Annotated in this window: 23 protein-coding genes; 6 read left to right on the forward strand and 17 right to left on the reverse strand. The window is 65.6% G+C overall.

Going from position 1 to position 24,109, the window contains the following annotated elements; translation table 11 throughout:
- Positions 1–65 precede the first annotated feature (65 nt).
- Entirely contained in the window at positions 66–680 is a 615-nt protein-coding gene (locus AC1Q7Q_RS11815; protein WP_492375526.1) for a hypothetical protein, read from the forward strand.
- Positions 681–783: 103 nt separating this feature from the next.
- On the opposite strand, the gene AC1Q7Q_RS11820 is transcribed toward AC1Q7Q_RS11815, so the two are convergent.
- The 6 genes from AC1Q7Q_RS11820 to AC1Q7Q_RS11845 all read right to left on the reverse strand — a co-directional run bounded on the left by AC1Q7Q_RS11820 (position 784) and on the right by AC1Q7Q_RS11845 (position 6,620).
- A complete protein-coding gene (locus AC1Q7Q_RS11820) occupies positions 784–2,394 on the reverse strand; it encodes an ABC-F family ATPase (protein ID WP_492375525.1) in 1,611 nt (536 codons plus the stop codon).
- Between the two features lie 230 nt (positions 2,395–2,624).
- Positions 2,625–3,593: a muramoyltetrapeptide carboxypeptidase gene (ldcA, locus tag AC1Q7Q_RS11825; protein WP_492375524.1), complete on the reverse strand. Its 969-nt coding sequence runs from the start codon at positions 3,591–3,593 to the stop codon at positions 2,625–2,627.
- Complete coding sequence (gene tadA / locus AC1Q7Q_RS11830) at positions 3,590–4,258, reverse strand: tRNA adenosine(34) deaminase TadA (protein WP_492375523.1); 669 nt, start codon at positions 4,256–4,258, stop codon at positions 3,590–3,592. Before tadA ends, ldcA begins: the two co-directional genes overlap by 4 nt.
- 22 nt (positions 4,259–4,280) lie before the next feature.
- Positions 4,281–4,757: a 6-carboxytetrahydropterin synthase QueD gene (gene queD / locus AC1Q7Q_RS11835; protein ID WP_006159634.1), complete on the reverse strand. Its 477-nt coding sequence runs from the start codon at positions 4,755–4,757 to the stop codon at positions 4,281–4,283.
- 58 nt (positions 4,758–4,815) lie between these two features.
- Complete coding sequence (gene queE / locus AC1Q7Q_RS11840) at positions 4,816–5,463, reverse strand: 7-carboxy-7-deazaguanine synthase (RefSeq protein ID WP_492375522.1); 648 nt, start codon at positions 5,461–5,463, stop codon at positions 4,816–4,818.
- A 251-nt stretch (positions 5,464–5,714) separates the two neighbouring features.
- On the reverse strand, positions 5,715–6,620 hold the full coding sequence (locus AC1Q7Q_RS11845; RefSeq protein WP_150983378.1) for a LysR substrate-binding domain-containing protein: 906 nt from the start codon (positions 6,618–6,620) through the stop codon (positions 5,715–5,717).
- A gap of 105 nt (positions 6,621–6,725) precedes the next feature.
- Between AC1Q7Q_RS11845 and AC1Q7Q_RS11850 the strand changes: the two genes are divergently transcribed.
- A complete protein-coding gene (locus AC1Q7Q_RS11850; RefSeq protein ID WP_492375521.1) occupies positions 6,726–7,937 on the forward strand; it encodes an MFS transporter in 1,212 nt (403 codons plus the stop codon).
- 244 nt (positions 7,938–8,181) lie between these two features.
- Here AC1Q7Q_RS11850 and AC1Q7Q_RS11855 read toward each other — a convergent pair whose 3' ends face one another.
- From AC1Q7Q_RS11855 to AC1Q7Q_RS11865, 3 genes are all read right to left on the reverse strand, one after another.
- Positions 8,182–8,688, reverse strand: a complete 507-nt coding sequence (locus AC1Q7Q_RS11855; RefSeq protein ID WP_492375520.1) for a DUF1993 domain-containing protein — start codon at positions 8,686–8,688, stop codon at positions 8,182–8,184.
- Between the two features lie 174 nt (positions 8,689–8,862).
- Entirely contained in the window at positions 8,863–9,468 is a 606-nt protein-coding gene (locus AC1Q7Q_RS11860) for a nitroreductase family protein (protein ID WP_492375519.1), read from the reverse strand.
- 43 nt (positions 9,469–9,511) lie between these two features.
- The gene (locus AC1Q7Q_RS11865) at positions 9,512–10,186 is read right to left on the reverse strand and encodes a DUF2325 domain-containing protein (protein WP_492375518.1); all 675 of its coding nucleotides are present in this window, start codon (positions 10,184–10,186) and stop codon (positions 9,512–9,514) included.
- Between the two features lie 304 nt (positions 10,187–10,490).
- Here AC1Q7Q_RS11865 and AC1Q7Q_RS11870 point away from each other — a divergent pair, with 304 nt between their 5' ends.
- The gene (locus AC1Q7Q_RS11870; protein WP_492375517.1) at positions 10,491–10,892 is read left to right on the forward strand and encodes a hypothetical protein; all 402 of its coding nucleotides are present in this window, start codon (positions 10,491–10,493) and stop codon (positions 10,890–10,892) included.
- A gap of 18 nt (positions 10,893–10,910) precedes the next feature.
- Here AC1Q7Q_RS11870 and AC1Q7Q_RS11875 read toward each other — a convergent pair whose 3' ends face one another.
- The 8 genes from AC1Q7Q_RS11875 to AC1Q7Q_RS11910 form a co-directional block, all read right to left on the reverse strand.
- Positions 10,911–11,882 (reverse strand): tripartite tricarboxylate transporter substrate binding protein, encoded by a 972-nt coding sequence (locus tag AC1Q7Q_RS11875; protein ID WP_492375516.1) that lies wholly within the window; start codon positions 11,880–11,882, stop codon positions 10,911–10,913.
- A gap of 116 nt (positions 11,883–11,998) precedes the next feature.
- Positions 11,999–12,319: a DUF4387 domain-containing protein gene (locus tag AC1Q7Q_RS11880; RefSeq protein WP_492375515.1), complete on the reverse strand. Its 321-nt coding sequence runs from the start codon at positions 12,317–12,319 to the stop codon at positions 11,999–12,001.
- Positions 12,320–12,387: 68 nt separating this feature from the next.
- Entirely contained in the window at positions 12,388–13,749 is a 1,362-nt protein-coding gene (locus AC1Q7Q_RS11885; protein ID WP_492375514.1) for an acyclic terpene utilization AtuA family protein, read from the reverse strand.
- Between the two features lie 174 nt (positions 13,750–13,923).
- On the reverse strand, positions 13,924–14,967 hold the full coding sequence (locus tag AC1Q7Q_RS11890; RefSeq protein ID WP_492375513.1) for a sigma-54 interaction domain-containing protein: 1,044 nt from the start codon (positions 14,965–14,967) through the stop codon (positions 13,924–13,926).
- Between the two features lie 485 nt (positions 14,968–15,452).
- Positions 15,453–16,274 (reverse strand): ABC transporter ATP-binding protein, encoded by an 822-nt coding sequence (locus AC1Q7Q_RS11895; RefSeq protein ID WP_492375512.1) that lies wholly within the window; start codon positions 16,272–16,274, stop codon positions 15,453–15,455.
- Positions 16,271–17,356 carry a FecCD family ABC transporter permease gene (locus AC1Q7Q_RS11900; protein WP_492387163.1) on the reverse strand — a complete coding sequence of 362 codons (1,086 nt, stop codon included), beginning with the start codon at positions 17,354–17,356 and terminating at the stop codon, positions 16,271–16,273. The genes AC1Q7Q_RS11895 and AC1Q7Q_RS11900 overlap by 4 nt, the downstream gene beginning before the upstream one ends.
- A gap of 2 nt (positions 17,357–17,358) precedes the next feature.
- Complete coding sequence (locus AC1Q7Q_RS11905; RefSeq protein WP_492387169.1) at positions 17,359–18,351, reverse strand: FecCD family ABC transporter permease; 993 nt, start codon at positions 18,349–18,351, stop codon at positions 17,359–17,361.
- 5 nt (positions 18,352–18,356) lie between these two features.
- Positions 18,357–19,313 (reverse strand): ABC transporter substrate-binding protein, encoded by a 957-nt coding sequence (locus tag AC1Q7Q_RS11910; RefSeq protein WP_492372526.1) that lies wholly within the window; start codon positions 19,311–19,313, stop codon positions 18,357–18,359.
- 322 nt (positions 19,314–19,635) lie between these two features.
- Between AC1Q7Q_RS11910 and AC1Q7Q_RS11915 the strand changes: the two genes are divergently transcribed.
- From AC1Q7Q_RS11915 to AC1Q7Q_RS11925, 3 genes are read left to right on the forward strand one after another with little or no spacing between them, the layout of a single operon-like run.
- Positions 19,636–21,366, forward strand: a complete 1,731-nt coding sequence (locus tag AC1Q7Q_RS11915; protein WP_492372525.1) for an ABC transporter ATP-binding protein — start codon at positions 19,636–19,638, stop codon at positions 21,364–21,366.
- Position 21,367: 1 nt separating this feature from the next.
- Entirely contained in the window at positions 21,368–23,200 is a 1,833-nt protein-coding gene (locus AC1Q7Q_RS11920; protein WP_492372524.1) for an ABC transporter ATP-binding protein, read from the forward strand.
- Positions 23,197–23,925, forward strand: a complete 729-nt coding sequence (locus AC1Q7Q_RS11925; protein WP_492372523.1) for a 4'-phosphopantetheinyl transferase family protein — start codon at positions 23,197–23,199, stop codon at positions 23,923–23,925. Before AC1Q7Q_RS11920 ends, AC1Q7Q_RS11925 begins: the two co-directional genes overlap by 4 nt.
- Positions 23,926–24,109: the final 184 nt, after the last annotated feature.

Here is a 24,109-nt window from a genome sequence, read left to right on the forward strand (position 1 = left end):
AGCCGCATGACGCAAAGTGCGGTATGCCACACAGTGCTGCTCGGCCTATCACAATGGAGCGAGACATGACCGACCCGGTTTTTCATAAGACCGAGCAAGGCCAGGATGAAATCCGCACGCGCGCGCGCAAGCTGGACCATAAGCTGCGCGCCTTGCTGCTGATCGTCAATGGCGAGCGCCGGCGCAGCGAACTGCTGGCCCAGACCGGCGGCATGGGCGTAGGGCCGGAGAGCATTGACGCCCTGCTGGCTGCCAGTCTGATCCGCGCGGAGAATGCGCCGCAGCCTGCGGCAGTGGCTGCCAGCCCCGCAAACCCGCCCGCCAGCGGGGATCGCTATGGCGATGCCAAGGCCGACAGCCTGTTCTCCATGTACGGCATGCGTGGTGCCAATGTGCCGTCATGGGACGACGCCTTGCCTGCGCCAGCCTCCCCGCAAACCGTGGGCGGCACTTACCAGCAGCTTTATCACTTCTATACGGATGTCATCGGCCATCACCTGGGCCTGCGCGGCTACCTGCTGCAAGTCAAGGTGGAAAAGGCCGGCAGCCCGGCGGAACTGGCGGCGCTGCGCGACCCGCTATACAGCGCCCTGCACAAGGCCAAAGGGGAGATTACCGCCGGCGCCATCATCGACCAGCTCGACAGGATGGTGCGCGACGACGGGCATGCATCGGCTTGAGTTGCCTTTAGTGGCCTTTAGTGGCCGCAATGGATCCCGGCCACAAAAACAAGAAGGGCCGCACATGGCGGCCCTTCTTGTTGGCTCGGCTGGCGCTAGCGGCTCAGCCGTCAATACCCTGCGACTCCAGGTACTCGTCATACGTACCCAGGTAATCGGTCAGCGTGCCATCGTTGCGCACTTCGATCACGCGCGTGGCCAGGCCGCTGACGAACACGCGGTCGTGCGAGACGAAGACCAGCGTGCCGGTGAACTTGTCCAGCGCGATCTGCAGCGATTCGATGGATTCCATGTCCATGTGGTTGGTCGGCTCGTCGAGCGCCAGCACATTGTGGCGGCCCAGCATCAGCTTGCCCCAGATCATGCGGCCCTTCTCGCCGCCGGACAGCACCTTGACCGACTTCTTGATGTCGTCGGCCGAGAACAGCAGGCGGCCCATCGTGCCGCGCAGCGACTGGTCGTCGTCGCCGGCCTGGGTCCACTGGCTCATCCAGTCGATCAGGTCGCGGTCGACCGGGAATTCCTCGAAGGTGTCCTGCGGCATATAGCCGACATTGGCGTTCTCGGCCCACTTGATGGTGCCGCGATCGACTTCCACGCCGCCCTTGACGGTGCTGCCCAGCAGGCTGCGCAGCAAGGTGGTCTTGCCGGCGCCGTTTTCGCCAATGATGGCCACGCGCTCGCCGGCCTGGATCGCGATCGACAGGTTGTTGATGACCTTGCGATCGTAGGTCTTGGTCACGCCCTCGGCTTCCACGGCCAGGTTGTGCAGCTTCTTGTCGAACTCGAAGCGGATGAACGGGTTCTGGCGCGACGACGGCTTGATGTCCTCGACCTTGATCTTGTCGATCTGCTTCAGGCGCGAGGTGGCCTGGCGGGCCTTGGACTTGTTGGCCGAGAAGCGGCGCACGAAGTCCTGCAGCTCGCCGATGCGCTCCTTGGCGCGCGTATTGGCCGCCAGCTGGCGCTCGCGCGCCTGCATGGAGGCTTCCATGTAGTCGTCGTAGTTGCCCGGGTAGACCTTGAGCGTGCCGTAGTCCATGTCGGCCATGTGCGTGCACACGGAGTTCAGGAAGTGGCGATCGTGGGAGATGATGATCATGGTGGAATTGCGCTCGTTGAGCACTTGTTCCAGCCAGCGGATCGTATTGATGTCGAGGTTATTGGTCGGCTCGTCGAGCAGCAGCACGTCCGGGTTCGAGAACAGGGCCTGCGCCAGCAGCACGCGCAGCTTCCAGCCCGGCGCCACGTTGCTCATGGTGCCCTGATGCTGGTCGGTGGGGATGCCCACGCCCAGCAGCAGCTCGCCGGCGCGCGCTTCGGCCGTGTAGCCGTCGTACTCGGCATACTTGGCCTCCAGCTCGGCGGCCTTCATGTAGTCTTCGTCGGTGGCTTCCGGGTTAGCGTAGATCGCGTCGCGCTCGGCGGCGGCGGCCCACATCTCGGTGTGGCCCATCATGACCACGTCCAGCACGCGCATGTCTTCATAGGCGAACTGGTCCTGGCGCAGCTTGCCCAGGCGCACGCCAGGCTCCAGCATGACGGTGCCGGCGGACTGCTCGAGGTCCCCGCCGAGGATCTTCATGAAGGTGGACTTGCCGCAACCGTTCGCGCCGATCAAGCCGTAGCGGTTGCCCTCGCCGAACTTGACCGAGATATTCTCGAACAACGGCTTGGGGCCGAACTGCATGGTGATGTTTGCGGTAGAAAGCACGTCTGGGACCTTGTATGAATGATGAGGCGCGGGACTTGCCGCGCTTGCCTCGGGCTGCCGCCCTGCTGATGGCTGTGCAAATGGCTAATCGCTTGATTTGCTTAGCTGCGTGGACGGCGCAAAGCCAGGCATGGCGACCTGGTGGCGCGTTGGCGCGGGGCCCGGGCAGGGAATTCGGGAAACAACCCGCGATTTTACCACTGGCGGGCAAAGGAACGAAGCGATAAGCCTCAGATGTGGGCGCAAGGCGCCGCTTTCAACACCGGGTAACCCGACAGCGACAGCGAAAATCCATCCGCGCGTGCGCTCAACTGCGCCTGCCCTCCCACTGGCAGGGTCAACTTGCGCGGGCAGTGGCCGAACGGCAGGCCGGTGAGGACCGGCACCGACAGGCGCTCCTGCATGTACGCCACCACGGCAGGCAGGTCATAGCCGTTGTCGTAATCCGTCACGCGGTAATTGGAAAAGTCGCCCAGCAGGATCGCGCGCTGGGCGCCAAGCACGCCAGCCTGGTCCAGCTGCAGCAGCATGCGCTCGACCCGGTAAGGCGGCTCGTTGACGTCTTCCAGGAACAGGATGCCGCCCTGCACCGCCGGCATGAACGGCGTACCCAGCAAGCTGCACAGCATCGCCATGTTGCCGCCCCACAGCGTGCCTGACAACGCGCCCGTAAAAGGCTGCCCGCCAGCCTGCGGCGCATCCACGTCGATGGTGTACGCCGGATCTCGCAGCACGCCGTTGAAGTGCTGCCACATGAACGGGTCGACCACGTCCGCGCCAAAATCCGCCAGCAACATCGGGCCGGCAAAGGTGACGCCGCCGGTGGCCGCCAGGTACGCCAGCTGGAAGGCCGTGAAATCGCTGTGGCCGACGATGGGCGTCTGGCTCGCGCGCGCCTGCTCGGCGATGCGGGCAAAGTCCACCTGCTCCAGCAGCCGTGCAATACCGTAGCCGCCGCGCACAGCCAGCGTCAGCTCATGCGGCGCGCCGGTGCCGATGGCATGCAGGTCGGCCAGCCGTTCGGCATCGCTGCCGCCAAAACGCAGGTAGCGGCGCGCCAGCACATCCGGGTTGCCGACATGAAAGCCCTGCCCCTTGAGCCAGGCGCAGCCGCGCGCGGCGATGGCGACGTCGTGCGGATAGCCGGAAGACGCGATCAGGCGGACTTCGGTGGCTGGCGTAGGCGTGGGCTGGCTCATGCGTCGGGGTTCTGGCTTGGGTCGGTGTCGGTGGAGGCAGCAGGCGCGGCAGCGGCGCAATGCGCGCAGGCAGGCGCATCGCTTGTCCCCGCAACCTGCGCGGCTTCTTGTTCGGCTACTTGCGCCGCTTTCTGCGCGGCCTTCTGGGCCCGGCGCCTGCCGCCGAAGAAATCCTTCAGCATGCGCGAGCACGCGTCGGCCATCACGCCACCGGCAATGGTGGTCTGGTGATTGAGCTGCGCCTGCTCGAACAGGTTCAGCACACTGCCCGCGGCGCCGGTCTTGGGATCGGTGGCGCCAAACACCACGTGGCGAATCCGCGCATGCAGGATCGCGCCGCTGCACATCACGCAGGGTTCCAGCGTCACGTACAGCTCGCACTCCGGCATGCGGTAGTTGCCGATCACGCGGGCTGCGGCGCGCAGCGCCTGCATTTCAGCGTGCGCGGAAGGATCGACCGAGCGGATCGGCAGGTTGTGGCCGCGCGCGATGATGGTGTCGTTCCACACCACGACCGCGCCCACCGGGACTTCGCCGGCGGCTTCGGCCAGGCGCGCTTCGTCGAGCGCGGCCTGCATATAGCGGCGGTCGCGCGCAAGCGCCAGATCCATGGACAGATCCGGGCTTGCCAGGCTGGCCTCGGGCGGGAGGGTCGGCTCGGTCATCGCGGCTGCATCATGCGGCGAGTCAGTCCTGCGCCGGCAGGCTGAAGGCAGCGCTGACCTCGGCCCAGCAGTTCGGGGTCTCGAACAGCACCAGGCGGGTGAGCTGCAACTGGTGCCCGAAGCAATCCTTGAACACCGGGGCAAGCATGTCGAAGGCGATCTGGGCCAGGTTCTCCACGGTCGGGATGGCATCGAGCACCACCGTCTTGTGCCCGTCCATGGTCTGCAGGAAGTTCAGCAGCGCGGTATCGCCGCGATGGATCAGGAAGGCGTGGTCCCACTTGGACACCAGGTGTTCCGTGGCCAGCGCCTTGATATCGCTGAAGTCCAGGATCATGCCCTCATCCGAGGCGCCGGCGCGATGCAGCACCTCGCCCGACAGCGTCAGGTCCAGGCGATAGCGGTGGCCATGGATGTTGCGGCACTGGCCGCCATGGTTGGGAATGCGGTGGCCGGAGTCGAACTCCAGCCGGCGGGTAATGGAAACTTGCTTGTTCATGTGGGCCAATGGGTGCCGAGGTGTGCCGGTGCGTACCGGCGCGATTTGCGCGATTTGCCTACCGGATGCCGAGCAGCTTGTGGGTCTGCAGCGAAAGGCGCCAGAGCGGGCGGCGCTGGCAGAACTCCACCGCCAGCGCGGTATTTTGCCGTGCCAGCGGGCCATCCATGGCCTGCACCAGGAAATAGCGGAAATCAAGGTGCTCGTATGCGGCGAAATCCTGGCCATCCTGCGGGATCACCACCTTGAGTTCGTCGCCGCGCTTCACCACCAGTTCGGAACCCATCTTGGGGCTCACGCAAACCCAGTCGATGCCCTCGGGCACCGGCAATGTGCCATTGGTCTCGATGGCGATCTCGAAGCCGCGCGCATGCAGCGCGTCGATCAGCGGCGCATCCAGCTGCAGCAGCGGCTCGCCGCCCGTGCAGACCACTAGCGGACGCCCGGCGGCGCTGCTATCCACCGCCTGCGGCCACTGGGCCGCCACCTTGTCGGCGAGCGCCTCGGCAGTGCGGTACTTGCCGCCCTCGGTGCCATCGGTGCCGACGAAGTCGGTGTCGCAGAACTGGCAGACCGCGCTGGCACGGTCTTCCTCGCGCCCGCTCCAGAGATTGCATCCGGAGAAGCGGCAGAACACGGCTGCGCGGCCCGCGTTGGCGCCTTCGCCCTGCAGTGTGTAGAAGATTTCCTTGACGGCGTAAGTCATGCTGGCTGGTAAAGCTCTGATCGCTTTTATAGGTAGTGCTGTGGGCGGTGCAGTGAGGCAGTCGGTGCACGGCGCGCGGCGAATGCCGGGCGGGCAACTGGCGACGCGTGGCGACTCTTGGCCAGACTATTGGCCAGGAAACTGCGGCGAACTCGCTATTTTCGCACAGGAGCGCAATCCGCTCCAGCCGCCTCCTTGATTTCCCCTATTGCCAAGGCCACGCTCAGGCGCTGCCCATGGCCCGCGCCGGCCTAAAGTTGCGCCCAAGCCGCCTCACGCAGCTTGCCACCGACAAAATCCAGGAAGCTGGCGATGCGCGCCGAAAGCTGGGTATTGAGGTAGTAGACCGCATTGATCGACTGACGCTCGTCAATGGTGTGCGCCATCAGCACCTGCACCAGGTCGCCGCGACGCCGGTCCGCGTCGGTCATGAAGTCCGACAGGCAGACCAGGCCCTCGCCCGCCAGTGCCAGCTGGCGCAGGGTTTCGCCGCTCGACGCCGACAGATGCGGCGTGATCTGCACCTCTTCACCCACGGCACCGCGCAAGGGCCAGCGATTGAGCGACTCGGGCTGGTTAAAGCCAATCAGGCTGTGGCCGGCAAGGTCCGCCACGCTTTCCGGGCGGCCCCGCGCCTTGAGATAGGCTGGGCTGGCCAGCACGCGCACACGGCTGCTGGCCAGCGCGCGCGCATGCAGGGTGGAGTCGCGCAGCGTGCCGATACGGATCGCCACGTCGGTACGATGTTCGAGCAGGTCGATGATCTGGTCGTTGGTATTGAGCTCCAGCTCGATTTCCGGATACGCCCGGCGGAATTCCCCGATCAGCGGCACGATCACGTGCAGCATGAACGGGGATGCCGCGTTGACCCGCAGCCGTCCCGCCGGCCGCTGGCGGCGCACGGCCATCTGCTCCTCCGCCAGTTCCACGGAAGCCAGGATCGCGCGCGCGTGGGCCAGCAGTGCCTCACCCTCCTCGCTCAGCGCCAGCCGGCGCGTGGTCCGGTGCAGCAGGGTGGTGCCCACCTTGTCTTCCAGGCGGCTCAGCGCACGGCTGATGCCGGAGACGGTTTGCCCCAGTTGCTCGGCCGCAGCCGTGATGGAGCCGCTGTCCACGACGGTGGCAAAGGCCTGCAGTTCTTCGAGAGTGATCTTCATTGTTGAATACTAATCAAATATCTTATCCAGATCACCCACTTAATCTGCAAAGAAGACAGCGGCAAACTGCGCCCATCCTAATTCCGGACGCTCCTGGAGCCCACCATGCCCATTGCCCTGTTCGCGCTGACCATCAGCGCGTTTGCCATCGGGACCACCGAATTCGTCATCGTCGGCCTGATCCCCACCATCGCCGCCGATCTGCACATCACCCTGCCATCGGCCGGCCTGCTGGTCAGCCTCTATGCGCTCGGCGTGGCCATCGGCGCCCCGGTGCTGACCGCCCTCACCGGCCGCCTGCCGCGCAAGGCGCTGCTGCTGTCGCTGATGGCCCTGTTCACGCTGGGCAACCTGCTGGCGTGGAAGGCGCCCGGCTACGAATCGCTGATCCTGGCGCGTATCCTGACCGGCCTGGCCCACGGGGTGTTCTTCTCGATCGGCTCCACCATCGCCACCAGCCTGGTGCCGAAGGAAAAGGCCGCGAGCGCCATCGCCATCATGTTCACCGGCCTGACTGTGGCGCTCGTCACCGGCGTGCCGCTGGGCACCTTTATCGGCCAGCATTTCGGCTGGCGCGAGACCTTCCTCGCGGTGTCGGCGCTCGGCCTGGTCGCCTTCGTCGGCAGCCTGATGTTCGTTCCGGCCAACATCCGCCATGGCGCCCCTGCCTCGCTGCTGCAACAGGCCAAGGTGCTGGCCGAACCGCGCCTGCTGCTGGTCTACGCCAAGACCGCGATCGGCTATGGCGGCTCGTTCATCCCCTTCACCTTCCTCGCCCCCATCCTGCAGGACGTATCGGGCTTCAGCGCCGGCGCGGTCGGGCTGGTCATGCTGGTGTACGGCGTATCGGTCGCCGCGGGCAACATCTGGGGCGGCCGCCTGGCCGACCGCCACGGCCCCATCGCCGCGCTCAAGATCGTGTTCCTGCTGCTGTCCATCGTGCTGTTTTCGCTGACCTTCACCGCGCCGCACCGCTGGCTGGTGGTGGTGACCGTGCTGGCCTGGGGCGCCGTCGCCTTCGGCAATGTGCCGGCGCTGCAGGTCTATGTGGTCAAGCAGGCGGAGCGCTATGCGCCGGGTGCCGTCGATGTGGCATCGGGCCTCAATATCGCCGCGTTCAATCTGGGCATTGCCGGCGCGGCATGGGCAGGCGGGCTGATCGTGACCCATATGGGCCTGATGCATACGCCGTGGATTGGCGCGCTGGTGGTACTGGCGGCGCTTGGCCTGACCGTGTTGAGCGGGCGGCTGGACCAGCTGGACCGGCTGGCGCAACACCCCAAGAGCGAGCGCAAGCTGGCCGCCACCAGGGCCTGACCCCGGCGCATCACGCCTGTTCCAGCACGGACACGCCGCCAGCCCGATATTGATGACCAACGTATGCACGGTATTGACCAGCGGACCGGGATGGGCGGCCCGCATGGCGCGGGCTCCGCGCCGAGGCTGGCGCCTTGCGCGACGGCGGCACCATGGCTGGCATCCTAGATGGTCTGATTTGTACTGCTTGGTAAAAAAAGGCCATAGGCGCAGCAGGGGCGGCCGGCAAAGGCCGCCCTCTCGATCAGGACAGGCCGAGGTAGTCGCGCTTGCCCACCGGCACGCCTTTGTGGCGCAGGATGTCGTAAGCCGTGGTGACGTGAAAATAGAAGTTCGGCAGCACAAAGCCCAGCAAGTAGGACTTGCCGTCGAACGTGACGGGCTCGGGGCGCAGCTTGAGCTCGATGGTGCGCGTTTCGCTGCCCTCTAGCTGGGCGGGCTGGATGGTGTTCAGGAAGGCCACCGTCCTGGCGATGCGCTCCTGCAGTTCCGGGAAGGTGGTTTCGGTGTCGGCAAAGGACGGCATCTCGATGCCAGCCAGCCGCGCCGCGCAACCCTTTGCGCTGTCGCTGGCGCGCTGCACCTGTGCCGGCAGCGGGTCCATGTCCGCCACCAGGCGGGTCTGGATCAGGTCGGCCGGGTCCATGCCCTGCGCCTGCGCGAATGCGGCGCCCTTGTCCAGGATGGCCGACAAGCTGCCGAAAGCCCGGATAAAGGCCGGGATCGATACTTCATACATCGAGAGCGACATGGGGGTGTCCTTGGATAGTGATTGCCAGACGCGGCATCCCGCCAGCGCGCAAATTGCGCCGCGGCGGGTTGCGCGACACGGCGAGGATAAACCTTCCTGCGGTTTCTCGCCGGCCGGCCGCTGGGGGCCGCGGGCGTGCACAAACCGGCGAGCGGGAATGAAGGCCGGGAAGCCTCAGGCCGGTCCCCGCCACTCGCGGACAAAGCCCTCGGGCGCCGGCCGGCTGGCCGGGCGCACCGCGTCCTTGGGCGTGCCGACATACAGGAAGCCAACCAGCGTTTCCTCCTCACCAAGGCCGAGCGCCTGCCGGACACTTTCGTCATAGCTGTTCAGGCCAGTTGCCCAGAAGCCGCCGTAACCCAGGATATGCAGGGCGTTGAGCATATTCATGGTGGCCGCGGCCGTTGCCAGCAACTGCTCGATCTCCGGCACCTTGTGCCCGCGCTCCACGTGTACGCCAAGCGCAATCAGCATCGGTGCGGCCATGGCCTTGGCCCGGAAGCGCTCGCCATCGCTCTGCGGGTCGCGGGCCCGCGCCGCCCGCACGAACACCTCGCCGAGCGCGGCGCACGCCTCGTCGCGGATCACAATAAAGCGCCAGGGCTGGAGCTGGCCATGATCCGGCGCCCGCAAGGCCGCCTCGAACACCAGGTCCAGTTCCTTCGGCGACGGCGCGGGCGCGCCCAGCGGCCACGGCGACTGCCGCGTCAGCAGGAAGTCAAAGGCCACCTTCTGCGGGTCGGAAAGCGCCAGATCGGCCAGATCGATATCGGCAGACATTACATCCTCTCCATAGGGTTCGATGGCACGCTCGGCGCGCCAGTCATTCCTGGTGGCTCGCTTGCGCCGACGGCGCTTGCGCGCTGCGCACGAACTGCATGGCCTGCGGCTGCTCGACCAGCACGCACTGCTTGCCCGTACGCGTGCAATGGTCCCGCACGCGCCAATAGGCGTTGTGGCTGACGCAGCCTGCCTGGCAGATCACCAGGTCGGCTGCGATCAGGCTGGCTTCCAGTGCCTCCCCGTCGTCAGGATCGGCGGCGTCGCCGCCATCGTGGTGCAGAAACTGGCCACCGGCCATCTCCACCACGCGCTGCGCGACGCTGGCACCCGATTTGTCCTGCCCCACGCAGAGCACGGACTTCGCGCGCAGACTAGCCCTCTCGCCGACCGGTTCGGTGTGCGTTGCCGACGCCCCCCCACGGCCAAAGCACGCGCTCGTCCATTCACGCAGGCGCATCCACAGCGCAATGCCGCCGCCAAGCCATGTCATGCGTCCAAGGCGGATCGGCACGACACCATCCTCGCGCGCATAGGCCAGCGCCGTGTCGCGCACGATCACCGCGGCGCGAAGGCGCATGGCCTCAGCCTGCAAGCGCACGATCTCGGCGGCCTGCGTGACCAGCAGTTCACTGCAGCGCGCCTGCGCGTAGCCATATTGCAGCATCAGCACACCATGCTCCTGCGCCAGGCATTCGAAGTCCTGGGCTTTGGTCATGCGCTATGCACGCTGGCGGCGTGCGTTGCGGGTGTGCGGGCGAGGTGGAGTACGGGCATGGGAGGCCTCAAGTGAAAGTCGGGCATGGCGGTCACGGGCGCGGAGCCAAGATCCGGATGTTGTTGACTCCTTTAGTATAAATGAGAATCATTACTATTATTTGTGCTTTGCGGGCACACGTCAAGCCGCTTTCGCTCGCGCCGGCCCTGTCGGGTTCAATCCCAACAAGGGCCAGCGCCCAGTTGGCCTCTTGATTTAAGATATCCCCTCCCCCTCCGGATGAGGCGCATATCGCCTCGACGACATGAACGTCCCCTTTCCGATTCGCAAGGAGTGTCCGCCAGGCGCCTGCACGTGCGGTCGCGAAGCGCTGCTGGACGACCCGCAATCCGACATGCGGATCCTGAGGCTGACCCGGGAAGAGGAAAAGCGACTGATCGCCCGCCTGGAAAGCCTGTCGAGTCTTGCCGAGCTCAAGGACATGGAAAAGCGCATGCATGCGCAACTGGGCATCGTGCTGACGATCACGCCCAGCATCCACGAAGTGCGCACGGTGCGCGGCATCAACATCCAGGTGGAAGAGCAAACCGGGTTATGCCGCAAGACCAAGCAGGCGATTCCCGCGGCGATACGCCGTTGCCTGGAGACAAAGCCGGATATAGCGTACGCGATCCTGAACGCGCGCGACTTGCTGGGCGGCGCCTGAGGGGCCTATGCCCGCCCCTCATTCCGCCACGATCTTCCTGCCGCTGGCGATGTGCTTCCACTGCGCAAGATCCTGCCTCATGCGCGCGCCGAATTCGGACGGACTCATTGCCTTGGGCGCCGAGCCGTCCGGCTCAAGCACGACACGCACATCCTGCGACGCAGCGATCTCATTGATCTCGCGGTTCAGCCGCTGGACCAGCGGCGCGGGCGTGCCGGCAGGTGCGAGGACACCGACCCAGATCTCGATCCCGTAGCCTGGCACCGATGCCGCCAGTGACGGCAATTCGGGAAACGCCGGGTTCGGCCGCTGCGAGGTCACCGCCAGCGCCCGTACCTTGCCGGACTTCAACTGCGTCACCAGCGAGCTGTAGTTGGACATCATGACGTCGATCTGCCCCGCGGCCAGATCGATCATCGCGTTGGAGGCCCCTTTGTACGGGACATGCATCATCTGGACTTTCGAGATGTCGCACAGCAACTCCGTCGCCAGCTGCGCCAGCGAACCGATCCCCGCCGAGCCGTAGGTCAGCGCGCCCGGCTTCGCGCGCGCTGCCGCGATCAGCTCGGCCGGCGACCTGATCTGGGTCGAGGACGAGACCGCCAGCAACAGCGGCCCCTCGGCGACCATGGACACCGGCGCGAACGCGGCGAGCGGATCGTAGGGCGAGCGCGGCTGGGTGGCGGCAGCGGTCAGGAAGGTCGATGACGTCAGAAGCAGCACGGACCCGTCCCGTGGCGCCTTGGCAACCGAATCGGCACCGACGACGCCTGCCGCACCCGGCTTGTTTTCCACGATGACCGTGGTCCCCAGGCGCTTTGCCAGCCCCGGCGCGATCGCACGCGCGATCACGTCGTTGCTCGCGCCCGCCGAAAACGGCACGACAATTCTGATCAAAGGCGGCACCTTGGCATCGGTCTGGGCCGCCACCATGGTTACCGCGGACATCGCGGCAAGCAACAGCGCAATGTGGGCTAACGTCTTTCGCATTCGGCGCTCCTGTCTCAATGGGTAGCAATGGGTAGCAATGGGGAGAGCAGCATGGATGTCAGGATCCGGGAGCCGGATGTCCACCCGGGGTCCCGTGGAATCCGGCGACGTCCTGCCTAGACGGGGATATCAAGGTCCAGCAGCGGCGCGTACTGCTGGGCGCCAAAGATGTCGCCATCGCCGGCGCTGCCGCTGGGCCGGGTGCGATAGATCGTGAACTTGATGGCGTACGCGGGATCGTATTCGACGAAATCGGAGATCCGTTCGACCGGGATCCCATATAGCGCGGCCATGCTTTCCCGGCTCAGCACGCGCGAGCGCTTGACGCGTTCGTACTCGTGCGCCTCGCGAAAGATGATGTCGAAGGTGATCTTGTTGACCCCCGCGTTCTTGCTGCGTATGGTCTTGGCGAGTTGATGCAGTTTTTGCGTTGCCATCGTTGTCGTCGTAGTCATCGTAGTCGTCGTTGTCGTCGTTGTCGTCGTTGTCATATGCGGCACCAGGCTCAGACGCCAACTTCAATGAGGTGGGTGGGGAACAGCGCCATGGGGTCTTGCACCTCCACCGTGTGGTTCAGCGTCCAACGATAGGCCGCGCTGGCGTGCAGGACTTCATCCAGCGGGAACGACACCGAACCGGCCGTGCCTTTGACGTCAGGCAGCCGCGCATAGAACATCTGGCGCAAGCCGATCATCGTCACCTCCTCGGCCATCGCGCGGGTCGGGGCGACCCCCTGCACCAGCACGCAGAGCTCATGCCCCGGCCGGTCGCGCAGCGGCTCCAGCTCGCCCATCACGCCATCGCGGCCGTACACGCTGTAGTGCAGTTGATAGCCGCTGTCGCCAAAACGCGCGCGCACCTGCTCGCGCGCCCACGCAATCACCCGGTCCACGTTGGCGATGGTGTAGGGGTCGCGGATGCCGCACAGGCCGACGAAGCGCTCGCCCACCTTCCCCGCGCCTTCCAGCTTGACCCGGACCGTTTCCGCCTCGATAAAGCGCGAGCCCGTGATGCGCGTGGTGCGATCGTCCACCTGCGCGTAGCGGCAATGCGTCATGTCCAGCCTGCCCCCGGCGACGAACTCCTCGTACGGATTGGAGCGCTCGTACATCGCATGGCCGGATACCGAGGCGACGGTGCAGCGCTGCTCGGGATGCATCGCCGTGACCTGGACGTCCTCGTGGGAAATGACGCCCATCACGGTCTCCTTGCCGCCATAGGGCTCGGCACAGAACGATGCGCACTCGAGCACCTTGCCCAGGTAATAGGCATGATCGGCGGAAAAGCCGTGGTGTAGCGCCGGCGCGGCAAAGACCGCGGCATCCGAGCTGCGCCCGCCGATAATCACGTCGGCGCCCTGGCGCAGCAGCGCCACATAGGGATGGACACCGGCCATGGCAACGATACGGTCGGTTGCATCGAGTTCGCTTTCGGTCAGGTCTGCAAACCCATCGAGCCCGCTCACCGTCTTTCCGCGCCGCATTGACTCGCGAAGAAAAGCCTTGTCCACCTCGGAATAGAAGTAGCCGACCCGGAACTTCTTCAGGCCATGCTTGGCGGCCAGTTCGCCGATGATCCGCACGTACAGGTCCACGCGGCTGTTCGACCCCGTATCGCCGGCCGAGCCGATGATCATCGGCACGCCGAGACGGCGCGACGCCAGCAGCATTTGCTCCAGATCGTGGCATTGCCAAGCTTCGGGACTCGTCGAGGTGTCCGAGCCCAGCGGCACCGGGCCCACGTCGTCGCTTCCCGAATCGGCCGCGATATAGTCAGGGCCCGCCTCCACCCCCAACCCAAAGCTCTCAGTGCGCAACGGCGCAAAGCCGAGATGGCCATTAGGGCAAATGATCTTCAGGGACTGCATGCAGTGTTCTCCAGATGGTGTCTTCCCCAAGCCGGGCTTGACGATTCATCTAGAGCAGATTGCGTGCCACAGGGCGAATCATGAAAAAATCTTTATATTTCATAGATTTAGCGCCACACCCTCCGCCTTTCGCGTGATTTTCACGCAAAAAACCATGCCGTAATTGCGTGAAGTTCACGCATCCCCCTCGTCGCTTCCGGCAGTCGGGGCCAGCAGTCCCAGCTTCATCATCTGGTGCCGCAAAGCGTGCCGGCTCAACCCCAGTTTCTCGGCCGCCGCACTGACGTTCTGGCCGCACGACACCAGCGTCTGCTCAATCAGCGCACGCTGGAAGCGAGCCGTGGCCTCCTGATAGTCCTGCCCCTGCTCGGACGCAACGTGCCCGTTCATTGCAGCCGGCTGCGCCACGGCATCGTCCACCGCGCCCGCGGGCCGCGCCACGTCCCGCAGGATGCGCGCCGGCAGGTGATGCGGCCGGATGCAATCGCCCTCCTCCAGCAGGCAGATGCGCTCCAGCAGGTTCTCGAGTTCACGCACATTTCCCGGCCACCGGTACGCGCGGAAAATGCGCGCCACCTCCGGTTCCAGCCGCTGGAAGTGGCTGCCGTACTGCGCGTTGTACTTCGCCAGCGCGTTGCTCGCGAGCAGGAAGATGTCGTCGCCACGCTCGCGCAGCGGCGGGATATTGATGGCAATCACCTGCAGCCGGTAATACAGATCCTCGCGAAACTTGCCGGCCTTGACCTCGCTCAGCAGGATCTTGTTGGTCGCTGCGATAAAGCGGGCGTCCACGCTGATGGGACGCACCGCGCCGACCCGCCGGAACCGCCGCGTGTCCAGCAGCGTCAGGATCTTGGACTGCATCACAGGATCGAGCTCGCGGACTTCGTCCAGGAAGACCGTGCCGCCATTCGCCGCCTCGATCAGTCCCTCCTTCCTGCTGACCGCGCCGGTAAACGATCCACGCTCATGGCCAAACAACTCGGATTCGAGCAACTGGGCGGGAATCGCAGCGCAATTGATATCGATGAACTCGCGCCCGGCCCGATTGGACTGCGCGTGGAGCATGCGCGCCACCAGGCTCTTCCCCGTCCCGGTCTCGCCATAGATCAGCACGGTGCTAGCCTGGCTGCGCCCGACGCGGGCGACCAGTTCACGCAGGGCGACGATGGAGGGATGCTCCCCAACGAGCTGCGGGCGAGAAGGTTCGTTCATCATGGGATACGAGAGCCGGCACCGGGGCGGAGGACGCCCCGGAGGCCGGCAAGTTGAGGTCGGTCATCTGCGCGGAAGATTAACCTATTCCAAAACGGCGACGGGGGGGTGAGCGGATGGGTGCATGTGCCAGGGGGACAAACACCGCGGCGGCAAGCGCTGGTCCAGCCGGGAATGATGGCGTGGGCGTTGCCATGGCACTGGCCCGGCACCCACTGTTGCCAGCAGGCCCGCCGGTGGCGATCAGCCTGCGAGACAGGCGGTCGCATTTCCTTCATGAGCGTATTCATAGGCAGATATGCCGCTCTACGCTCTAGGACTCAGGGCAATGCTTCTGCAGTATGCGCAAGTAGTCGCGGCTGACCGAAAAACCGGCAACGCCATGGGGCATCAACACTCGCCGCAAGGCGTCGCTGCCATATTGGTGATGGCCGCCGTTGCCCATGCCGTCCCTAAAGTACAGATTGACAAAGCCCTCGACAAAGCTGTCACGGAGACGCGCTTTCCACTCGGGGAACGGCAGCGGCACCACTGGCCGCCGGCAGACAATAAGAATAAATGCTGTCGCCATCCTGGCGCCGCACGATTTCGACCTCGATGCCGAACAATTGGCGCACCAGCTCGGGCGACACCATCGCGTCCGGCGCACCGTCGGCGACAAGGCGGCCGGCCTGCATCGCCAGCAGGCGATCTGCGAACTGACTGGCTTGGTTCAGGTCGTGCAAGACCATGACAATGGTCAGGCCGTAGGCGCGATTGAGCGCGCGCAACAGGCTCAGTATTTCGATCTGATGGCCGATGTCCAGAAACGTGGTCGGCTCGTCCAGGAGCAGCCAGGCGGATTGCTGCGCCAGCGCCATGGCGATCCAAGCGCGCTGACGTTCTCCGCCGGATAGTGTCCGGATATCGCGCTCACGCAAGCGACGTAGGCCGGTGGCCTCGAGCGCCCAATCCAGTGCTGTCTGATCGTCCCGCGACCAGCCGCCGAGCAAGCCATGATGTGGATAGCGACCATATCGCACCAGTTGCTGCAAGGACAACCCGTCCGGCGCGGAGGGCGACTGCGGCAGTGTTGCCATGGCCCGCGCCAGCGCTGCGGCCGGCCAGGCGGACAACGCCCGCCCGTCCAGTGAGACCTGCCCTGCCTGCGGCGCAAGCATCCCGGCCAGACCGCGCAGCAGCGTGGATTTGCCGCAGCCATTGGGGCCGATCAGACAGGTGATCCGGCCCGGCTCCAACGTCAGCGAAGTGGGCCGCACCACCACGTGCCGGCCATAGCCCAATTGCAATGCCGTGGCTTGCAGAATCATGGACACCTCCCACTCTGTCGCTGCAACAGTGTCAAGAACACCGGCACGCCGATCAAGGTGGTGAGCGCGCCGGCCGGCAGCTCCAGCGGCGCAAACAAGACGCGCCCCATCAGGTCGGCCGCGAGCATCAGGCCGGCCCCGCACACGGCACTGGCCGGTGCGAGGAAGCGCAGTTCGCCACCGACCAACTGCCGCGCCAAATGCGGCACCACCAGGCCGACAAAGCCTACCGGCCCGGCTACCGCCACCGCGCTGGCGGCGAATACAACCGCCACAAGCACCGCCGCCAGCCGCCAGCGGCGCACCGCCAAGCCTAGCGACCTTGCCATGTCGTCGTCAAAGCGCAGCACGGCCAGCGGCCGCAGCACCACGACCACGCCCAGCACGCCGACGCCCAGCCAGGGCAACAGCACCGCGATATGTTCGACATCGCGCCCATAAAGGCTGCCGCTCAGCCACAGCAGGGTGATTTCCGTGCGCCCGCCGCCCCAGCCCACCACCACCCACATCACCGCCGCGTTCAACATGGCGCCCAGCGCCACCCCGTACAAAGCCATGCGTAGTGGATGAAGCCGGTGGCGCCAGCTCAAACCCAGCAATAACAGCGCGGTCGACACCGCGCCGGCTATGGCGACAAAGGGCAGCATGCCGATGGACAATTCGAAATGCGCCTGGGCGCTTGCCACCAGCTTCAAGGCATCCAGCCACAAAATGAAACCCACCACGAACAGGCTGGCGCCGGCCGAGACGCCCATCACGCCCGGGTCGGCCAGCGGATTGCGGATCACGGTCTGCAACAACAACCCGGACAATGCAAACTGCGCACCCACCATCAGCGCCAGCAAGCTGCGCGGCAAACGCAAGCGCCAGACCAAGTGGTGGGCCAGCGGCGCCTCAGCAGCCGGCCGGGTCAGGCCGGCCCAAATTTGCTCGATGGGCAGGGCCACTGAACCAAAAGCGAGCGCCGCCAGCAACAGCGCCGTCAGTCCCAATAGCAGCGCCGCCATCAACGGCCAGAAGGGGTAGCGGCCAGCCGACCAGGCTGGTGGCCGAGACAAAGCCTTTACGCGGATCTCCGTCATCGTCAACGCACCCGTCGACCGATCAGATACAGAAACAGCGGCCCGCCCAGCACCACCATCAGAATGCCGACTGGTATGTCCTGCCTCGTTGCCACGACATCGGCCGACGCCAGCAACGCCGCGCCGACCAGCGCGGCCAATGGCAACAGCACCCGGTGGTCGCTGGCTGCATGGCCGACCGAGAGGCGCACGATATGCGGCACCATCAGGCCGATGAAGCCGATCGGCCCGGCCACGGCCACACTGGCCGCCGTCAGGATTACCGCCGCCAGTCCGGCCAGCACGCGCCAAGTCAACACCTTGACGCCCAATGCCTGGCAGACGGCGTCATCCAGCATCAGGACATTGAGAGGCCGGGAAAACAGCAAGCCCAGCACCAGACCCAGCGCCACCCAGGGAAACAGCTGCGCCAGATGCGCGGAGGTGCGGTCCGCCAAGCCGCCGATCAACCAGAAATACAGGCCATTGGCTTCATTGGCCGCCACCACCAGAACCACCATGATCGCCGCCGAGCAAAGGATCGCCACGCTCATGCCTGCCAAGGTCAACTGGATCGGATCGAGCCGAGCGCGCCAGGCGATCAGCATAGTCATGAGCGCCGCCAGCAGGCCACCGCCGATGCCCGCCAGCACCATGCCCGCCACCGACAGCGGCAGCCATATGGTGGCAACAACGATAGTCAATGCGGCGCCAGCGCTGACGCCGAGCAGATCCGGCGAGGCCAGCGGATTACGCGTGACTGACTGCGCGATCGCGCCGGCCATCCCAAGCGCCGCGCCGACCAGAATGCCGGCCAGCAGGCGTGGCAAGCGCAACTCCCACAACACGAAGCCAGCGGCAGAGTCGTCCGGCCGCCACAACAACGCAGCCAATTGCGGCAGCGACACGACGGCGTCGCCGTGGGTCAACGACAGCACGGCAGCGCCGACGGTCAGCGCCACCGCCGTTGCCGCCATCAACGCGACTCTGGCGAGGCCCTCCGAAAATGCAGCCATCCCGCTCAATCCCTGAAGCTCAGCGGCCGCGCCCGAGCCGCATCCGGAATGTCTTGCACCGGGGGAAAGACGCCTGGATACAGCAAGTGCGCCATTTCCCGCAGCACCATGTCGCGCGCCAGCGGACCGTGTACCTCGGCATATTGATTGCCAACGCGATACGCCTGCCTTCGCTGCACCGCCCGCAAGCGCGGCCAGACCGGATGGGCGCGGATCGGCGCATCGCCGGCCTGGAATGAGAAGATAAAATCCGGATTGAGCCGCAGCAGTTGCTCCATGCTGATCGCCTTGCCATGTGGGTTCATCTGCCGTGGATGCGGACTCGGCCCCAGCGCGTTGCGGACCTTCAGCGCCCGCATCAGCGTGGCGGTCATATGGTGATCGTAGTGTGCCCACAGGGTATCCGCCCAGTGCCAGATGAAGATGGCGGACGCCCCACCAGGAGCGCGCCGTCCGACTTCGCTCAGCCGCTGCGCGAAGTCGGCGTTCAAGCGGCGCCCCTGCTCGGCGAAGCCGGCCGCCGTTGCGGCCGAGGCGATGGCATAACGGGACTGCTCGTAGGTCACAAGGTCATAGGCCAGGAAGCCGCCGATCTCCTCGAACTGCTTTTCGAACATCTCCGTGTAGGTGCGAATGCCGATGGTCAGATCCGGCGCCAGTTGCGCCAGCATTTCCATATTGGTCTCGTTGGCTGTGCCCAGATCGACCGCCTTGGCGACATGGCGGCCAAGAAAGGCCGGCTTCTGATTGCCCATTGAGGACACGCCCACTACATCGCGGCCCAAGGCGCCCATCAGGTCGGCACCGAAGGCCGAGACCGAGGCTACCCTCGCCGGCTGCTTGACGATAGTTACGGCCTTGCCGCGGCCGTCCTGCACGCGCACAGGAAACGTGTCGGCCAGCACCGGCCCGACAGCCAGCAGCGCGACCAACAGCGCAGCACATTGCAGCATTCGCTTCATCGACGACGTCCTTCTCTCAGCGTAAGGAAGGTCATCCTAGTCGTCGCGGCCGTCGGTCGGCTACCCGAAAGCGGAGCGAATCCCCCGAAAACACAGTTGCGCGGCCGGACAAATCGACGTGCGGATGCAACAAATATTCCTGATCCGGCCATTAGCACTACCGTTGCGGGGAGCGGGCCTGTAGCGGCTGGCCCAGAGTGGTCGGCATCAATCCTGCAAGCCCATCAGGCCTGCCTGCGCCTATCGCGAGAACCCAAAGATGCCGACCTCCGCCGCTCTCCTCCGCCGGTTACTTTGCCTGGCGAGCACGGAAAAGAAACGATTGCTCGCCGCCCTGCCGCTCACGGTGGCCGCTGCGGCCCTGGAGCTACTACCCTACTGGATACTGTACCGCGCCATCGCACTGACGCTGCTGGCCGACGACGCACTTGCGGCCAGCGCGCTGTACCAGTTGGCTGCCTGGCTGGCGCTGGCGCTGCTCGGCAAATATCTGTGCTACACCGCCGCCTACGCCCTCAGCCACCAAGCCGCCTACCAGTTGCTAGCCTACCTGCGGCAGCAACTGGCGCGGCGCCTGTCGTGGTTGCCGCTGCGCGACTTGCAGAGCTTTCGCTCTGGCGAGCTCAAGCGCATTCTGCTGCAGGACGTCGAACAACTGGAATCCTTCATTGCCCACCATACGGTGGAACTGCTGGCCGCCCTGGTCACTCCGCTGTGCGTCGCGCTGCTGCTGTTCTGGACCGACTGGCGGCTAGCGCTGGCCACCCTGGCCACGGTGCCGCTAGCGGCGCTGGCCTCGGCGCTGCCGCTGCGCCGGATGAACGCACACTTCGAGCGCTACACCCGTGCCGAAGCAGCGCTCAATGCCACCCTGGTCGAATATGTGCGCAATATGCCGGTAATGAAGGCCTTTAATCAGGACGTCACGCGCTTCGAGCAGCTGCGTCAACAGTTGCACGACTATTACGCCTTGATCCGCGAGGTGACCCACAAAACCGTACCCGGCTGGTCGCTGTTTACGGTCCTGTTGAGCGCCAGTGCTTTTCTGATTCTGCCGCTGGGCGCCTGGTTGCACCGAGAGGGTCATATCGATCTGGCCGGCGTGATGCTAGCGATGATGCTCGGCGCCGGCATGCTCAAGCCGCTGCTCAAGCTGACCCAGTTTTTCTCGGACTTCCAAGCGGCGCGAACCAGCCTGGGGCGCATCCTGCCGCTGCTGGACGCGGCAACCGCGGCCCCCGGGCCCGAGCAGGCGCTGCCGGCGCCGCTGAACGTCGAACTGCGCGCCGTGTCCTGCGCCTATGGCACGCGCCAGGTGCTGCACACGGTCGACCTGCAGTTGCCGGCGGGTAGCGTCACGGCGCTGGTCGGCCCCTCGGGCGCCGGCAAATCCACGCTGGTGCATTTGCTGGGCGGACTTCTGCAGCCGTCGCAGGGCACGATCACGCTCAATGGCATCGCGCTCGACACGCTGTCCGATGCGCAGCGCTGCCTCTTGATCGGTGTCGCCACCCAGGAGGCCTTTCTGTTCCAGGGCACCTTGCTGGAAAACCTGCGCCTGGCGCGCACCGACGCCAGCGACGAGGAAGTGCGGCAGGCAGCGCGGGTCGCCCAAGCCGACGCCTTCATCCAGGCGCTGCCAAGCGGCTACGATACAGAGTTGGGCGAACGCGGTCTGACGCTGTCCGGCGGCGAACGCCAACGTCTCGCCGTCGCCCGCGCGCTACTGGCCGCCACCCCCATCCTGCTGCTGGACGAAGCCACCGCCTTTGCCGACAACCTGACCGAGCACCGTTTCTACCAGGCCTTGCGCCAAACCTATCCTGACAAGACCATTCTCATCGTCGCCCACCGCATGCACGCTGTGGCGCAGGCCGATCAAATCGTGGTGCTGGCGGACGGCCGGGTCCAGGACTGCGGCCGCCACCAGGTGCTCTTGCACCGCAATCTGCTGTACCGCGGCATGTGGCGGCGCCATCTGGATAGCGAAGACTGGCGGCTGCTCCCGCAAGATGCCGGCAACCTGGCCGCGCCGGCCACGGCGGGAGGCTGAGATGCACGACCCCAACTCCTCCACCCGCCAGTCCGAGCCCGGCCTGTTGCGCATGCTGCAGCGAGTCATTGCGCTCAGTGGCGCCTCGCCGCGCACCTTCTATCTCGGTCTTGGCTTGCGCGGGCTGGAACGCGCGCTGGCGCTGACGCCGTTCCTGATCGGCTACGCCTGGTTCCGCGACGCCGTCGCCGGCGGCGCGCCCACGGCGCAGCCGGCCAGCATCGGCGCGCTGGCCCTGGCGTTGCTGCTGGCGCTCGCCGCGCAATGTTTGTGCGGCTACGTCGGCCAGTTATGCTGCTTTCTGGGCGCTTACCGGCTAATGGGTGGCTATCGCGAGCATGTGCTCGCCACCGTACAGCGCCTGCCCTTGCACACCCTGCGGCAGCAGCGCGCCGGGCAATTGGCGGAAGTGCTGTCGGCTGACATCAAGAACGTGGAAAGCATCTTCACCCACGTCACCGCCGATCTGGTCACGGCATTCGCCGTGCCCCTGCTCGGTCTGGCGGCGCTGGCCTGGCTGGACTGGCGCCTGGCCACTTGCCTGCTGCTGGCGCTGCCCTTGGCGCTGTGGCTGCTCAATGCCGCGCGCGCGCTGTTCCTGCGCGCCGGACGGCGCAAACAGGAGCAATTCCGCGAAGCGTCCGGGCTGCTGGTCGAGTACGTCACCGGCATCGTCACCTTGCGGCTGTTCAATCAGTTCCGCCCGTGGCTCGCCCGGCTCGACCGCCATTTCGAACGCATGCGCCAGAGCAGCATTGACGCCGAGGCCTGGGGCGCAGGCCCAGTCCAGCTCTATCGCCTCTGCCTGGAGTGCGGACTGGTGGCGCTCCTGCTGACCGGCGGTTACCTGGCCGGTGCCAGCGCGTTGCCGACGCTGCACTGGTTCCTGTCCCTCGTCGTCGCCTACAAGCTACTGGACCCGCTGCTCGATGCTGCCGTCTACTTGACCGTGCTGCGCATCGCTGCGCAAAGCGAAGCCCGCATCCAGGCCGTGCTCGAACAGCCGCCGCTGCCGCAGGCCGTGCCCGACCACACAACGCCGCTGGCCTTGCCGGCGGGCTATGACATTACCTTCGATGCAGTCGAGTTCGCCTACCAAGATGCCCAGCCGGCCAGGGCGTCGCGTTGGCACTTGCAAACCCTTTCGTTTCATGTGCCCGAGCGTAGCTTCACCGCAATCGTCGGCCCGTCCGGCGCGGGAAAAAGCTCACTGGCCCACCTGATCGCGCGTTTCTTCGATCCGCAACAAGGCCGCATCCTGCTCGGTGGCGTCGATCTGCGCCAACTCGACAGTGCGGCGCTTTACCGGCGCATCGGCATGGTGTTCCAGGACGTACAGTTGTTCGACGGCAGCCTTCTCGACAATGTACGCATCGGCCGCACCGACGCCAGCGACGAGGCGGTCATCGAGGCCTGCCGGCAAGCCTATTGCGAGGAATTCGCGCAGGCCCTGCCCGAGGGCTATCACACCCGCATCGGCGAAGGCGGGCAACGGCTCTCCGGCGGCGAGCGCCAGCGCCTGTCGATCGCGCGCGCCTTGCTGCGTGATGCCCCCGTCCTGCTGCTGGACGAAGCCACCGCCTCGGTGGACGCCGAAGCCCAGCACCGGATCCAGCAGGCGCTGTCGCGGCTGGCTCGGGGCAGGACAGTGATCATGATCGCCCACCGCCTCAACACCATACGCCACGCCGACCAGATCCTCGTGCTGGACCAAGGCCGGCTGGTCGAGTCCGGCTGCCACGACACCCTGCTCGCCAAGCAGGGACTCTATGCGCGGCTCTGGCACGGCCAGCATGCCGAAGAGATCGACGCCGAGGTTGAGGATGCGCGTTGAGCGCCGCGGTGCACGCTGAGCCGCCCGCCGGCTTTCTGCAAGCCGATAGCGGCTTCGACGCTTTCGGGCCGGCCCACGTCGCTTTGCGCGCCACCCATTACGAGCTGCGGGCCTTTAGCGACGCGCTGTACCGCCATTACGGCATCGAGCAGCCGCCGGGTATCCGACGCGCCGTCGCAAAACGGCGTGCCGAATTCCTAGCCGGCCGCCTGTGCGTCGCCGACGCCATGGCCGCTCTCGGCGTGAATCCCGCGCCAGTGGCAATCGGCGCGCAGCGCGCGCCGGCATGGCCGCATGGGCTGGTCGGTTCGATCAGCCATGCCGAAGGCCTGGCCCTGGCTGCGGTTGCTCGCAACGATCAAGTCCATGCGCTCGGCATCGACTGCGAACGCTTGCTGTGCGCCGCTACGGTGGCCGAGGTGAGCGCCAGCGTGCTGCGCGCGGAAGAGAGGCGCTGGGCGGCAACGTTGGCGCCGTGCGCTCGGCAGCGGTTCGTCACCTTGGTGTTCTCAGCCAAGGAAAGCCTCTTCAAAGCACTCTATCCCAGCGTCAATGCCTATTTCGACTGCCAGGACGCCGAAGTCTTCGCCGTGGACGCAGACCGTTTCCAGGTCCGGCTAGCGCGCACCTTGAACGCAGGCTGGCGCCAAGGCCAGTGCTTCACCGGGCGTTATCGCACATGCGGCCAGCATATGGCCACGCTGCTGGTGGTGAGCGCGGTCTGAAGCCGACAACGCGCACAGCGACAAAAACTCCCGATAGGAGCACTGACACGACGGTTTCGGGGAGTTCGCCCCAGGCCGTCGCTGCGACATTATGGGAATGATTCTTGTTTCTCATCATCTCAAAGCATGACCGCATGCCTATGACCAAGCCTACGTCAGCGCATCACGGCACAATGCCAGCCAC

Source organism: Cupriavidus sp. GW823-FHT07A04 (genome assembly GCF_058794615.1).